The sequence below is a fragment of the Streptomyces sp. HUAS TT11 genome (assembly GCF_051553595.1).
Taxonomy (GTDB): Bacteria; Actinomycetota; Actinomycetes; order Streptomycetales; family Streptomycetaceae; genus Streptomyces.
The window spans coordinates 2310892-2324833 of record NZ_CP196184.1; the positions used below are offsets into that span (position 1 = coordinate 2310892).

General features: G+C 71.9%; 14 protein-coding genes. 2 read left to right on the top strand and 12 right to left on the bottom strand.

Features of this window, described 5'->3' with window-relative positions; genetic code table 11:
- Positions 1-3: 3 nt before the first annotated feature.
- The 6 genes from ACSHXN_RS10420 to ACSHXN_RS10445 form a co-directional block, all read right to left on the bottom strand.
- Positions 4-591, bottom strand: coding sequence for a sugar kinase (locus ACSHXN_RS10420; protein WP_355128041.1), 588 nt, complete (start codon positions 589-591; stop codon positions 4-6).
- Positions 588-1733 carry an ROK family glucokinase gene (locus ACSHXN_RS10425; protein ID WP_355128039.1) on the bottom strand — a complete coding sequence of 382 codons (1146 nt, stop codon included), beginning with the start codon at positions 1731-1733 and terminating at the stop codon, positions 588-590. Before ACSHXN_RS10425 ends, ACSHXN_RS10420 begins: the two co-directional genes overlap by 4 nt.
- Positions 1734-1875: 142 nt before the next feature.
- Positions 1876-2700, bottom strand: coding sequence for an ATP-binding cassette domain-containing protein (locus tag ACSHXN_RS10430; protein ID WP_355128037.1), 825 nt, complete (start codon positions 2698-2700; stop codon positions 1876-1878).
- Positions 2697-3764 carry an ABC transporter permease gene (locus ACSHXN_RS10435; RefSeq protein WP_355128035.1) on the bottom strand — a complete coding sequence of 356 codons (1068 nt, stop codon included), beginning with the start codon at positions 3762-3764 and terminating at the stop codon, positions 2697-2699. Before ACSHXN_RS10435 ends, ACSHXN_RS10430 begins: the two co-directional genes overlap by 4 nt.
- On the bottom strand, positions 3761-4765 hold the full coding sequence (locus ACSHXN_RS10440; RefSeq protein ID WP_438302977.1) for a sugar ABC transporter substrate-binding protein: 1005 nt from the start codon (positions 4763-4765) through the stop codon (positions 3761-3763). Before ACSHXN_RS10440 ends, ACSHXN_RS10435 begins: the two co-directional genes overlap by 4 nt.
- A 123-nt stretch (positions 4766-4888) precedes the next feature.
- A complete protein-coding gene (locus tag ACSHXN_RS10445) occupies positions 4889-5638 on the bottom strand; it encodes a GntR family transcriptional regulator (protein WP_355128437.1) in 750 nt (249 codons plus the stop codon).
- A 116-nt stretch (positions 5639-5754) separates the two neighbouring features.
- On the opposite strand from ACSHXN_RS10445, the gene ACSHXN_RS10450 reads away from it, so the two are divergent.
- Positions 5755-6765: a Gfo/Idh/MocA family protein gene (locus tag ACSHXN_RS10450; RefSeq protein ID WP_355128031.1), complete on the top strand. Its 1011-nt coding sequence runs from the start codon at positions 5755-5757 to the stop codon at positions 6763-6765.
- An 80-nt stretch (positions 6766-6845) separates the two neighbouring features.
- Here the strand turns inward: ACSHXN_RS10450 and ACSHXN_RS10455 are convergent, their stop codons facing one another.
- Both ACSHXN_RS10455 and ACSHXN_RS10460 read right to left on the bottom strand, forming a co-directional pair.
- A complete protein-coding gene (locus tag ACSHXN_RS10455) occupies positions 6846-8024 on the bottom strand; it encodes a cytochrome P450 family protein (protein WP_438302978.1) in 1179 nt (392 codons plus the stop codon).
- Positions 8025-8098: 74 nt separating this feature from the next.
- Positions 8099-8770, bottom strand: a complete 672-nt coding sequence (locus ACSHXN_RS10460; protein WP_355128027.1) for a response regulator transcription factor — start codon at positions 8768-8770, stop codon at positions 8099-8101.
- 168 nt (positions 8771-8938) lie between these two features.
- Here ACSHXN_RS10460 and ACSHXN_RS10465 point away from each other — a divergent pair, with 168 nt between their 5' ends.
- Positions 8939-9370 carry an N-acetyltransferase family protein gene (locus ACSHXN_RS10465; RefSeq protein WP_438302979.1) on the top strand — a complete coding sequence of 144 codons (432 nt, stop codon included), beginning with the start codon at positions 8939-8941 and terminating at the stop codon, positions 9368-9370.
- A gap of 28 nt (positions 9371-9398) precedes the next feature.
- Here the strand turns inward: ACSHXN_RS10465 and ACSHXN_RS10470 are convergent, their stop codons facing one another.
- From ACSHXN_RS10470 to ACSHXN_RS10485, 4 genes are all read right to left on the bottom strand, one after another.
- The gene (locus ACSHXN_RS10470) at positions 9399-10652 is read right to left on the bottom strand and encodes a sensor histidine kinase (RefSeq protein ID WP_355128435.1); all 1254 of its coding nucleotides are present in this window, start codon (positions 10650-10652) and stop codon (positions 9399-9401) included.
- 782 nt (positions 10653-11434) lie between these two features.
- Positions 11435-11830, bottom strand: a complete 396-nt coding sequence (locus tag ACSHXN_RS10475) for a ribonuclease domain-containing protein (protein WP_355128023.1) — start codon at positions 11828-11830, stop codon at positions 11435-11437.
- Positions 11831-11916: 86 nt separating this feature from the next.
- A complete protein-coding gene (locus ACSHXN_RS10480) occupies positions 11917-12810 on the bottom strand; it encodes a dihydrofolate reductase family protein (RefSeq protein ID WP_438302980.1) in 894 nt (297 codons plus the stop codon).
- A gap of 79 nt (positions 12811-12889) precedes the next feature.
- Positions 12890-13702 carry an AIM24 family protein gene (locus tag ACSHXN_RS10485; protein ID WP_355128021.1) on the bottom strand — a complete coding sequence of 271 codons (813 nt, stop codon included), beginning with the start codon at positions 13700-13702 and terminating at the stop codon, positions 12890-12892.
- Between the last annotated feature and the right edge of the window lie 240 nt (positions 13703-13942).

The window sequence follows — 13942 nt, forward strand, 5'->3', positions numbered from 1 at the left end:
CCGTCAGGGGATCGTGCGCGACACCACGTAGACCGTGGGCTGCAGGGGGTGCTCCTTGTTCACCACGATGTCCAGGGTGGGAGCCGGGTTCTTCTGCCTGTGGACGAGGCCGTACCAGGAGCCCGGTGCCGTGAAGGACCAGCCGACGATGTTCTGGTCGCGCTCGTTGATGGCGACGTCGTCCTTCTTCAGGGCGGCCTGGGACGTCTTGAGGTGGCCGAGGAACCGGGTCAGACCGGCGTCGTCCGTGTCGAACTGCACGTACAGCCGGCTGGTCTTCCAGTTGTTCGTCTCGTAGTACGCGACGTTCGTTGCGCCCTTCGGGATCGTCACCTGGTACAGGCGGCGCTGCACGCGTGAGGGCCACCCGGCGGTGAGTCCGGTCGCCGAGTACTTCGCCTCCTTGTCCTTGCCGCTGTTGCGGCTCTGGTTCGCGGAGATCACCAGGTAGCCGGCCGGCACGCCGATGAGCAGCACGATGATCAGCAGCGTCAGCGCCCGGCGGCGGAACTTGTGCCACCCGCCCTCCGGAGGCCGCGAGGGCTCGTCCGGCGGCGAGGACTGGCGCGGTATCGACACGGCGGCCGTCACAGCGTCCCCTTGGCGCTGCGGCGGGCCTCCGCGAACCGCTCGTAGCGCTCGTACCGCTCCACCCGGCGTCGGTTGGCGCGCCGGAACCGGCGGGCGACGAGCCGGGCCAGGTCCGCTGCTCCGACCATGCCGGCCTCGGGACCGAGCTGGGCGCGCGTGATGCGGGCCTCGGGGCGGTAGCCGCGGCCCGTCAGGTGACGTCTGAAGGCGTCCCGGGCGGGGCCGATCAGCAGGTCGTCGGCCGCGCTGACCCCGCCGCCGATCACGAAGCAGGAGGGGTCCAGGGCCGCCGCGAGGTTGGCGATCCCGACGCCGAGCCACTGGCCGATGTCCTGGAGCAGCTCGATGCACATCGCGTCGCCCTCACGGGCCAGGTCGGTGATCATCGGGCCGCTGATGTCGGAGATGTTGCCCTTGACGTGCTCGATGATCCCGTACGCGACCGGGGAGTCGGCTGCGGCGAGCTCCCTGGCTTCGCGGACCAGGGCGTTGCCGGAGCTGTACTGCTCCCAGCAGCCCCGGTTCCCGCACGGGCAGCGGTGGCCGCCCGGCACGACCTGCATATGGCCGAACTCGCCGGCCACTCCGAACTTGCCGCGCTTGACCTGGCCGTCCTCCAGGATGGCACCGCCGATGCCGGTGCCGAGGGTGATCATGACGAGATGGTCCTCGCCACGGCCGGCGCCGAAGCGCCACTCGGCCCAGGCGGCGGAGTTGGCGTCGTTGTCGACCAGGACGGGGACGGCGAGCCGCCCGGCGAGGCGGTCGCGCAGCGGTTCGTTGCGCCAGGACAGGTGCGGCGCGAACAGCACGCGATTGCGCTCCGCGTCCACCCAGCCGGCCGCTCCGATGCCGACGGCGTGCACGTCGTGCCGGTCGGAGAGGTCCAGGACCAGCTCGACGATGGTGTCCTCGACGACCTTCGGGCTCTTGGACTTGTCCGGCGTCTCGGTGCGGAGCTTCTCCAGGATGTTGCCGTCGGCGTCGACGACGCCCGCCATCACCTTCGTGCCGCCGATGTCGATGCCGACCGTGGGGACGCGGGGAGCGGTCAGGTGGGAACGGCGCTCACGCGTGCCGACGGTCCGCAGGACGGTGGCCCGGGCGGAGCCGCGGTGGGTGAAGTCGCGGTAGGTGCTCATCGCGCCCGATTCTGCCTTACGCCCCCACGGGCTTGCATCGCGGAGCCCCCGCACCCGGCACCGGGCGGTGGCGACGCGGCCCCGCGCCGCACCCGCGCGTCCGTCGCGGCCGGACCCGTGGATGCGGCGGCACGGCACGGCGTCACTGCCCCGCGTCCCGACGGGCGCCACCGTGCGGTGCGCGCTCGAGTTCGTGGCGCAGATCATCCAGTTCGTTGCCGCCCGCCATCTGGCGCGCGAGCTCCTCCAGGGTGATCTCCTCGCGGGTGTGGCTGCCCACCATGGTGCCGCGCTTGAGCAGCACGAAACGGTCGCCCACGAGATACGCGTGGTGGGGGTTGTGGGTGATGAACACAACGCCCAGGCCCTCGTCCCGTGCGGCGGCCACGTATTTCAGGACCATGCCGGACTGCTTCACTCCGAGGGCCGCCGTGGGCTCGTCGAGGACCAGCACCTTGGCTCCGAAATACACCGCCCGTGCGATGGCCACGCACTGGCGTTCGCCACCCGACAGGGTGCCGATGGGCTGGTCGACGTCGCGCAGGTCGATACCCATGCGCAGCAGCTGCTCACGCGTCGTGCGCCGCATGAGGTCGACGTCCAGGCGCTTGAAGGGGCCGACGCCCCTGCGCGGCTCGGAGCCGAGGAAGAAGTTGCGCCACACCGGCATGAGCGGGACCACCGCCAGGTCCTGGTAGACGGTGGCGATGCCCCGGTCCAGGGCCTCGCGCGGGGAGGACAGGCCGCTCTCCTCCCCCTCGATGCGGAAGGTTCCGGCGTCGTGCCGGTGGAGCCCTGCGACGATCTTGATGAGGGTCGACTTGCCCGCGCCGTTGTCGCCGAGGACGCAGGTGATCTCGCCTGCGTGGACCTCCAGGGACACCCCGTCGAGGGCCCGGACGTTGCCGTAGTGCTTGCCGACGTCCTCGAGGTGGACGAGCGCGGTGCGCTCCGTGACGTCCGTCATGTCGTGGCCTCCGCGCGCTTGCGGACCCAGGCGTTGAGCAGGGTCGCGAGAAGCAGCATCGCTCCGAGGAAGAACTTGAACCAGTCGGGGTTCCACTGGGCGAAGACGATGCCCTTGCTGGTCATGCCGAAGATCAGGGCGCCGACCGCCGAGCCGACGGCGGATCCGTAGCCGCCGGTGATCAGGCAGCCGCCGATGACGGCCGCGATGATGTAGATCAGCTCGTTGCCGACACCCTCACCCGACTGCACGACGTCGTACGAGAAGAGCAGGTGCTGGCCGGAGATCCAGGCCCCGAGGGCGACGCCCATGTACAGGCCGGTCTTGGTCCTGCCGACCGGGACGCCGACCGCGCGGGCCGCGTCCTTGTTGCCGCCGACCGCGAAGATCCAGTTGCCCGCGCGGGTGCGCAGCAGCACCCAGGAGGCCAGGGCGACCAGGGCGATCCACCACAGGATGGTGATCTTGAAGGCGACACCGCCGATCGTGACCGTGGACGCGAACACCGCCCTCGCCGAGGAGAAGCCGTCCATGTCCGAGACGGACTTGGTGGAGACCGTCTCGCTGAACAGCTTGGTGCACCCGAGGTTCAGGCCGGCCAGCATCAGGAACGTGCCCAGCGTGACGATGAAGCTCGGCAGTTTCGTGCGGGTCAGCACAAGCCCGTTGAAGGCGCCGATCGCCAGCGTGAACAGCAGGGACACGCCGACGCCGACCCAGACGTTCGCGGTCATCCGGTAGCTGAAGATCGACGAGGCCAGCGCGGACGTCGTCACGAGGACTCCGGCGGAGAGGTCGAACTCCCCGCCGATCATCAGCAGCGCCACCGGGACGGCCATGATGCCGATCGTCGAGGCCGCGTACAGGACGGTGCTGAGGCTCGAGGCCCGCAGAAAGGTTTCTGCGGCGAGTGAGAAGAACACGAAGACGGCGAGCGCCCCCACCACCGAGCCCAGTTCTGGCCGGCCGAGGAGCCTCTTCAGCGGTGAGGTCCCGAGGAGCCGCTCGTCGGACGCCGGCTCCTGGTGCGTGTCCGGCGCGGACGCCGGTGCCGTGACGGTCATCGCGTGCCCCGCTTCGTGTACTGCTCGAGGGCCGAGGCCTGGTCCCCGGTGATGATCTGCGGCCCGGTCAGCACGGGCTTGCCGCCGCCGAGAGCGTTGGCGTTGTACTTGTAGAGCCAGAGCTGGTCGACCGCCTCGTAGCCCTGGAGGTAGGGCTGCTGGTCGACGGCGAAGCCGAGGGTGCCGTCCTTCAGCTCGCCCGCCACCTTGGCGTTCAGGTCGAAGGTGTCGATCTCCGCCCGGCTTCCGGCATCGGCCTTGGCCTTGGCCGCCGTGTCGGCGTAGGGAGCGCCGAGCGTGACGACCGCGTCCACGGACTTGTCCGACTGGAGCCTCGCCTCGACGGCGGACTGCACGTCCGGCATGTTGGTGCCGTTGACGTAGAGGTTCTCCACGGTGCCGTGGAAGGTCTTGCGCACACCCGCGCAGCGCTGCTCGTGGCCGACGTTGCCCTGCTCGTGCAGCACGCACAGGGCCTTGGTCCTGCCCCGCTTGTTGAGCTCGTCGCCGACGGCCTCGCCCGCGATCGTCTCGTCCTGGCCTATGTGGACGAGCGCTCCGAAGGCCTTGGACTCCGCGGAGCCGGAGTTCACCGTGACGACCGGGATGCCGGCCTTCTCGGCGCGGGCGACGGCGGCCTTCATCGCGTCGGGCTTCGCCAGCGTGACGATGATGCCGTCGGCCTTCTGGTCGATCGCGGCATCCACGAGCTGGGCCTGCTGCTGGGCGTTGGCGTCGTGCGAGTACAGAAAGTCGATGTTGTCCTTGACGGCGGCCTGCCGGGCGCCGCTCTGCACGATGTCCCAGAAGGTGTCACCATCACCCGAATGAGTGATCATCGCGAAGGTCCAGCGAGGAGTGTCCACTGCGGCCCGGCCCTGCGCGGTGGCGGCCCTGCGGGCGTCCTCGGCGCGCTGCCCTCCATGGCTGCTGCATCCCGCGAGGGATAGGCCGAGCGCCCCTGTCAGCGCGATGGTTGCCCAGGTCCGAGTCCGTGCCACGAGGCCGTGCCCTTCTTGCGTAGTGTCGCTTGGAACTACCAAGTATCACGGACGGCGTATCGACGTCGCAGGTCAGGGCCCTGATGAGGTAATGACGACACGGTGACGTACGCCACCGTCGGGTCAGGAGCGCACGAGGAGCTGGAACTCGAACGAGTAGCGCGAGGCCCGGTAGACATGGGTGCCGAACTCGACCGCACGCCCGGTGTCGTCGAACGTGGTGCGCTGCATGGTGAGCAGCGGGGCGCCCTCCGGCTCGCCGAGCCGCTCGCCCTCGGCCTCGGTGGCGACGCGGGCGCCGATGGACTGCCTGGCGCTGTGCAGTGTGATGCCCGCGGAGCGCATGAGCCGGTACAGGCCGGTGGACTCCAGTTGCCCGGTCTCGAGACCGAGCAGGTCCTTCGGCAGGAAGTTGCACAGGTGGGCCATCGGCTCGCCGTGCGCGAGCCGCAGCCGCTCGATCCGGTGGACCTCCATGCCCTCGGGCACCCCGAGCGCGGCGGCGACCTCGGCGGAGGCGGACGCCAGGGTGTTGACGAGGACCCGGGTCGCGGGGCGCTGCCCCGCCGCCTCCAGGTCGTCGTACAGGCTGCTCAGCTCCAGCGGGCGCTTGACCTGGCTGTGCACGACCTGCGTGCCGACACCGCGGCGGCGCACGAGCAGGCCCTTGTCGACGAGCGACTGGATGGCCTGGCGGACGGTGGGCCGGGAGAGGCCCAGCCGTGCGGCGAGTTCGATCTCGTTGCCCAGCAGGCTGCCCGGAGTGAGCTTCCCGTGCTCGATCGCGGCCTCCAGTTGCTGGGAGAGCTGGAAGTACAGCGGCACCGGACTGTTCCGGTCGACGCTGAGCTGGAGCGAGGCGGTCGGATCCACATCTGGTTTCGGCACGGCCCGAGCGTAGCTCCGGTGCCAGTTGACGGGAAGTTGTGTAGTCAGATTGTCCGGACAAAGCATTGACACGGTGGGGGACCCGCCTCCACGTTGTTCCCATGCGCATCGGACTCATCGGAGCGGGCCGCATCGGCACCTTCCACGCGACCACGCTCAGCCGCCACCGCGACGTCGGTTCGCTCATCGTCACCGACGTGGACCGGGACCGGGCCCATGCGCTCGCGGACCGCCTCGGGGAGACCGCGGCGCCCGGGGTGAACGAGATCTTCGTCTGGGGTGTGGACGCCGTCGTCATCACGGCGGCGACCGCGGCGCACGGCGAACTGATCGGTCGGGCGGCGCGGTCCGGCCTCCCCGTGTTCTGCGAGAAGCCCATCGCCGTCGACCTGCCGGGGACGCTGGAGGCCCTGGCCGAGGTCGACGCCGCCGGAACGGTCCTGCAGATGGGCTTCCAGCGCCGCTTCGACGAGGGCTACGCGACCGCGCGCGAGGTCGTTCGCTCCGGCAGCCTCGGACGGCTGCACACGGTCCGGGCGATGACGGCCGACCAGGCGCCGCCGTCCGCCTTATACCTCCCGGTCTCCGGCGGCATCTACCGCGACTGCCTCGTCCACGACTTCGACATGACGCGCTGGGTGACGGGCCGCGAGGTCGTCGAGGTCTACGCGACGGGGACCGACGCGGGCGGGCCGATGTACCGCGAGGCGGACGACGTCGACACGGCCGCGGCCGTGCTCACCCTGGAGGACGGCACCCTGGCCACGGCGACGGCGACCCGCACCAACGGCGCCGGCTACGACGTCCGCATGGAGTTGGCGGGCGAGTTGGACACGGTCGCGGTCGGACTGGACGACCGGACCCCGATCACGTCGACCGAGCCGGAGGGACCACCGCCCGCGGTCAAACCGTGGACCGGCTTCCTGGAGCGCTTCGCGCCCGCGTACGAGGCCGAGCTGGCCGCGTTCGTGCAGGTGGTGCGCGGTGAGCGGGCCAACCCGTGCGACGGCCGCGAGGCGCTCCAGGCCCTGCGCATCGCGGAGGCCTGCGAGCTCTCCCGTCACGAGCGCCGCCCGGTGAGCCTCGCCGAGATCGCGGGCGCCCACGAGTGACGGGCCGGACATGACCGCCGGACCGCCGCGCCCTCCCGCCGGTACGGCCCGGCCCGGCCTCCGCGCGTCCCGCCCGTCCGCTACCAGCGCACCGGCAGGCTCCGCACCCCCCGCATGAGCATCCCCGGCAGCCACGGACCGGGCGGACCGTCCAGGGCCAGATCCGGACAGCGCTCGAGCAGGGTGCCCAGCGCGACACGCGCCTCGAGACGGGCCAGGGGCGCCCCCAGGCAGTAGTGGATGCCGTGCCCGAAGGCGAGGTGGCCCTGCGGGGCCCGGTGGATGTCGAAGCGGTCGGGATCGGGGAAGCGCACCGCGTCACGGCCCGCGGCGTCGAGTCCGATGATGACCGTGTCGCCCTCGCCGATGGCCGTGCCGGCGATGTCCATCGGCTCCGCGGCGTAGCGGTACGTCGCCGTCTCCACCGGTCCCTCGAAGCGCAGCAACTCCTCGACGGCACCGTCGAGAAGGGTCATGTCGACGCGCAGGGCGGCCAGTTGGTCCGGGTGCGTGAGCAGGGTGTGCACACCGTTCGTGATCAGGTTGACCGTGGTCTCGTGGCCCGCGATCAGCAGGATGAAGGCCATCGCGCGCAGTTCGCTGCCGGAGAGCCGGTCGCCGTCCTCGGCCCGGGTGCGCAGAAGGTCGCTGAGCAGGTCGTCGGCGGGAGCCGCGCACCGCTTGTCCTCGATCAGCTCGTCCAGGTACGAGGCCAGCCGCCGCACGGCGGCGAGTTCGGCCTCCCAACTGGTCGGGGTCACGATCTCGTTCGACAGGGCGCGGAAGGTCACCCGGTCGATGTCCGGGACGCCGAGCAGTTCGCAGATGACGGTGATGGGGAGCGGGTAGGCGAGGGCCTCGACCAGGTCGGCCCGGCCCTTCGGCAGCATCTGCGCGAGCAGTTCGTCGGTGATCTGCTGGACGCGCGGGCGCAGTGCCTCCACGCGGCGCACGGTGAAGGACCGGGCGACGAGGGACCGCAGCCGGGTGTGCTCCGGCGGGTCGACGATCAGCACATGCCGGCCCATCAGCCCGTCCTCGCGGCTGACCAGCCCTCTCTTGGTGCTGTCCTTGGACAGTCTCGGATCGGTCAGCGCCGCCCGTGCCTCGTCGTGTCCCACGATCAGCCAGCCCTCGTACGCCTCGGGCGGCGGCGTCCGCACCCGGTGCACCGGCCCGCGCGCCCGCAGCTCGGCGTAGACCGGATACGGATCCCGCGTGAAGCCGGGCCCGTAGGCCCCCAGATCGATCACGGTCATGCCCGCTCTCCCCGCCCGTTCGTCGGCAACCGGTCCGTCAACGCGCTCCCCGGGAGAACGGACGGTGCGCGCGATCAGTGCCCGGGTTCGTCCAGCAGTCCCGCGTCGTACGCCAGCAGGGCGATCTGCACGCGGTTGTTGAGCCCCAGTTTGGCGAGGACGCGGGAGACGTGTGTCTTGACCGTTGCGACGCTCATGAACAGCTGGGCGGCGATCTCGGCGTTCGACGCGCCGCGGCCGACCGCGACCGCGACCTCCCGTTCGCGCTCCCCGAGCGCCGCGATCCGCTCGCGGGCCGTATGACGCCGGGTGCCGGTCCCGGTCCCCGCGGCGTGCGCCATCAGCTGACGGGTGACCGCGGGCGACAGGACCGGGTCGCCTGCCGCGACCCGCCGCACCGCCTCCAGTATCTCGGCGGGCGGGGTGTCCTTGAGGACGAACCCGGCCGCGCCGGCACGCAGCGCACGCAGCACCTGCTCGTCGGCATGGAAGGTGGTGAGGACCACGACCTGAGGCGCGTCCGGGCGGCTGCGCAGCAGCTCGGTCGCGGCGAGTCCGTCGACGGTCGGCATCCGGATGTCCATGAGGACGACGTCGGGCCGGGTGCGCTCGACGAGTTGCCCGACCTCACCGCCGTCGGCGGCCTCGCCGACGATCTCGATGTCGTCGGCACCGCCCATCATGAAGGACAGGCCGGCCCGCACGAGGGGGTCGTCGTCGACGAGGAGCAGTCGGATCGCGGTCATGCTCCCTACCGTATGCACCGGCCGCCTCGTTCATGACGGGGATGGGCGCCCCGGCGGCCCGGCGGGCGGCGACGGGCACCGCGCGGGGGTCGGGGGCCGGCCCGAACCGCCGTGTGACGCCGTGGATTTCGGTTGACTCGGGCCGAGTGCAGCCGGTTTTCTGCTGCGATGCCGACCCTTCGCTTCGAACAACCGGACGACGACAACAAACTCGAGGACTGGCGGTACGTCCACAACGAGATCATCCCCGCCGACCCGCTCTCCCTGGACGACGTCCGCGGGCGCGTGGCGCGCCATCACCTGGAGGTCGCGTATCTGGGCGAGGTCCTCGTGGGCTGCTCGACCGTGCGACCACCGCAGGACGGCACGGCCACGGTCATCGTCCGGGTCCTGCCCGGCCACCGCGGGCAGGGGTTCGGCGGCCGGCTCTACGACCGCGGCGCCGAGCTGGCACGACGGCTGGGCGCCGAGGTGATCGAGACGATCGTGCTCGGCACCAACGCGGACGGACTGCGGTTCGCCCACCGGCGCGGCTTCGTCGAGGTGGACCGCTATGCGGCCGGCGTCGACGAGGTGTGGCACACGCTCCGGCTGCCCTGAGCCGCGCCGAGCGGCCCGGCCGCCGTGCTCACACCGGCCAGGGCAGCCACGCGTGGACCCGGAAGCCGCCGTCGGTCCCGGTGCCGTGCTCCAGCCGTCCGCCGGCCAGCGTGGCGCGTTCGGCCAGGCCGATCAGGCCCTGGCCGGAGCCGGGGACGTGCGGGACCGGGCCGGCCGGCTCCGGGTTGCGCACCGTCACGGTGAGGCCGTCTCCGGGGGTGCCCGCGACCGTCACCGTGACCTCGGCGCCGGGGGCGTGTTTGCGCGCGTTGGTCAGGCCCTCCTGGGCGATGCGGTAGGCGGTGCGGCCCACCGAGGCGGGCACGGCGGGCGCGTCGGAGACCCGATGGTCGAGGACGACCTTCATGCCGGCCTCGCGGGACTCGGCGACCAGGGCGTCGAGCGCGGCAAGCGTCGGCTGCGGGCGTCCGGCGTCGTCGGAGTCGCCGGCCCGCAGCACGCCGATGATCTCCCGCAGGTCCTGCAGCGCGTCGTGCGCGCTCTCCCGGATCACGCCGGCCGCCCGGGCGATCTCCTCCTGGGGCGCGTCCGGGCGGAACTCCAGCGCGCCCGCGTGCACGCTCAGCAACGTCAGCCGGTGCGCCAGGACGTCGTGCATCTCGCGCGCGATCGCCTCCCGGGCCAGCCGCTGGGCCTGCTCGGCCCGCAGAGCCGCCTCCGTCTCGGCCCGCCGGGCACGGTCCCGCAGGCTCAGCATGAGCTGCCGCTTGGACCGCACGAACAGGCCCCAGCCGACGACCCCGGTCGTGATCAGTGTGGCGACGGCGACCGTGACCAGGTAGGGAATGTCATGGTCCGGGCGTATCCAGTAGAACAACGGGATGATCGCGAGCTGGGCGGCACCGATCCAGGCGGAGTACTTGAAGGGCCGGTGCACGGCGACGGTGAACAGGGCGATCATGCTCGCGCCGCCCGCGCTGTCGGAGAGCAGACCCAGTGGAAGCATCCCCACAGCGAGCCCGAGCGGCCATCGGCGGCGCAGCCAGAGGGCCAGGCAGGCCAGGGCGCCGAGACCCACGTCGATCGCCACGACCTGGTGCGAGGTGTGGGGGTTCTGCTCCACCGAGACCCCGGCGGCGAAGGCGAGGAGCACCGCGAGGAAGAAGCACCCGAGGTCGACGGCCCAGTCCCGTACGGTACGGCGGGGGCGGCCCCGCCGGCCGCCGGCCTCGGGATCCAGTTCCGCTATCACGGCGGAGGGCAGGAACCAGCGGTGCCGGGGCAGCCCGTTCGCGGTCGTCCCCTCCAGGGGCACGGGCACGGGCAGCACGGTGGGGGCCGCGGGCGTCTCCCGCCGCCGCAGTTGCCGCGCCCAGTCGGTCAGCAGGGGGCCGAGGCCCTCCCTGACACCCTCCACCGCCGCCGCGAGGCGGGGCGCCGCAGGCCCCGGGCGTCGTGCCGACTCGTCTCCGTTCACGGTCGACAAATCTATGGGGGGACGGCCGGGGACACCTCCCCCGCGCCCCGATCCGAGACCAAAGTCGCAGTGCCGCAGACTTTCGTCCCTCCTCTGCCGGTCCTCGGGGTACTTCCGGCCGATGCCGTGCGCCGCGGGGAGGACGGGGCACCGGAGGGATCCGACCCGGCACGGGGCCGACCCGAGAGGGGACCGGCGCCGGACGAGGGACCGGGCGGAGATGGAGCGGGCGCCGGAGGGGTCCGACCCGGGGCGCCCGACGACGGGCCCGGGCGGAGACACCGCCGACCCGAGACAGGCCAGGCGCCCGGCCACGGGCCCTTGCGGAGACGGGGCCGACCGGAGAGAGGGGACGGGCGCCTGAAGGGTCCGACCCGGCACGGGGCCGACCGGAGACGGGCCGGGCGGCCGACGACACACCCGAGCCGGTATGCGGGGCGGGCGCCGAAGCGTGGATCCGACCGGACACGGGACGGGCGGCGCACCCCATAACGCAGCGGCGACGCATACCACCCCGCAGCCGATGCGAGCGCTGCGGGGCGGGATGTGCGGGGCGCACGACCGTTCCGGTGCCGGGTCGCGCCGGACCGGCTCGGGCCGCACGGCCGCCGATCGTCCGGCGGTCGTCAGCAGCCGAAGTCGATCAGATCGAACGTCTCGTAGTGGTCCGAGGTGTAGTAGTCCTCCTCGTACTGCCTGCCGGTGACGATGCGGCGGGCTCCACGGGTGGAGGATCCGGGGGTCTTGACCGTGTATTCGTGGTAGTACCCGCTCGACTGCGCGGGCAGGACGCCTTCACGGTTCTGGAAGACGACCCCGTCCTGCGGGTACGGGAAGGGGCCGCCGGAGTCGATCAGGTCCAGGGTGTCGTGTGCCTGGGAGGGCAGGGAGCCGTAGCAGATGCTCCCGACGGACGCGGCGGCGGCGTCTGCGGTCGTGGCGGTGACGGTGGCGCCCATGAGGAGAGCGGACGCGAGAGCGGCCGCGGCGCCGATTCGTGTTGCGCGTGGGGGGAATCGCATGCCCGTCATGATGACGCGCGTAGACCGTGGCATGTCAATGACAACTCCACAGAGTTTCACGAGAAGTCCCATGAATTTTCAGGGAGTTAACCTCGGTCACGGCGGGGCGTGCGCCCGGTGTTGCCTGACGGGGCCAGGCCCGCCCGGTGCGGCGAGCGAGGTCCGGGCTCGCGTGCTCCGACCGGATGCGCGCCAACGCCCGTGGCGCCCTCGGCATCGCGGCGGCGGCGGGCGGACCGGTGCCCCGCAGCGCCCTCCCCCACGGGCCGCCACAGCGCGGCCCGGACCGCCGCGCGGGCGGAACGATCGCCGTACGGGTGCGGACGATCTCGGCCTGTGCGTTCTGCGGAGGCTCGTACGACCCGTATTGCGGACGGCCCTCGAGCGCGTAGGTGAGGATGGCGACAGCCGCGCCCGTGGTGCGCGCACCGGTGTGGCGGAACGCGGCGGGGACGGCACCCTCGGCGAGGAAGCGGCACCCTCGGCGAGGAAGCGGCGCCCGGCGCCGGGCACGACCGGGAACACCACCGGGTGCAGGGGTCGACGGGGTCGAGCGCGAGCAGGGAGCGGACCAGGGCACCGCTGCCGTGCACCTGGAGCTCACCCTCGGTCCGCTCCCCGACGGCGGTCACCTCCTCGGCGAGATCCCCGCCGAGCACGGTGGTGCCGGCCCGGGAAGGGACGGCGAGGGTCCGCGACACCACGTACTTGGACAGGGACGTGAGCCGCGAGGCGACGGGATCGGCCGGGTCGGTCACCCGGGGCCGGTGCGCGGCGGAGATGTCGTACGTACGGCGTCCGAGGAGGAACGCGCCGGAGCGGTCGAGGACCTCGGCCAGGAACGCGCCGAAGTCGCCGTCCCCGTAGGGAACGCTCCGGCCGCCCTGCTCGAATCCGCCCTCGCGGTCCTCCCGCGGGCCGCCGGGCGCCCGTGACACGCCGTCCAGGGTGATGAACGCGGTGACGACGAGCCTGCCCATGCCGGGCCCTGCTTTCTCGTGTCCGGGTGGGGTCCGTTGCCATCAGCTCAGACCGCCGCGGCACCCGGAACCCATCGCCTCACCCGGCGTGCGTCGAGAACAGTCCTCCGGTCGGCCCCTGCTTGTCCCCGCCCTGCGCCTTCTTGAGGGCGTTGGCGAGGCTCTCGATGGTGAGGGACTGCAGGATCACGCGGCCGTTGCCCTCCAGGGTGGCCAGGGACAGGCCCTCGCCACCGAAGACCATGTTCATGATCCCCTGACGGTTGAGGCCGCCGACGCGCTGGACGCCGTACTGGATACCCTCCTCGAAGGCGACGACGCACCCGGTGTCGACCTCGATCCGGCCGCCGAAGTCGGCGGGGTCGAGGTCGATGAAGTTGCCCGCACCGGCGATGATCACCGTCCCGTGCCCGGTGAACTTCTCCAGAACGAAACCCTCACCGCCGCTCATGCCGGTCCGGCCGCCCTTGAAGGCGATCCCGAAGTCCACGGTCGACTCCGCGGCCACGAAGGCGTCCTTCTCCGCGAACCAGGCCCGTGTCCCGTCGAGCTCCAGCGCACGCATCTCGCCGGGCAGCACGCCCGCGAAACCTACGGTGCCCTCACCGCCCTGCGAGGTGAAGTACTGGAACGCCAGCGACTCGCCCGCGAGCACACGCTGGCCGACCTGCGCGGCCGTCCCCATGGCCTGGCGCAGGAAACCACCCATGCCGCCGGCTCCGCCGCCCTGCTGCTGTCCGCCGTTCGACGGGCCGGACAGGCGGGTCTCCATGGTGACGTTCGTGGTCTTGAAGAGGAACTTGCCCGCCTCGCAGTACACGGTCTGGCCCGGGTGCAGGTTGACGACCGCCATCTGCATGGCGTTGCCGACGATTTCTTGCTGAAGAGTCACGCGGAGAAGAACGCAACGGGCGGGTCGGAGAGTTCCACGACGTGACGAGTTCCACTGCGCACCGCCGAGCCGCCCCGCCGATGCCGGTGCCCGTTCACCGCGGGCCGCATGCCGGGTCCGCGGCCTGGACGGATCCCGCCGCGTGACGGGGCCCGCGAACCGTCCCGGTCCGGTCGGCGACGGCGGCCTCCGCACCGGTACCGCGACGACGCGGGCGTCACCGCCACCGCGGTGCCCGCC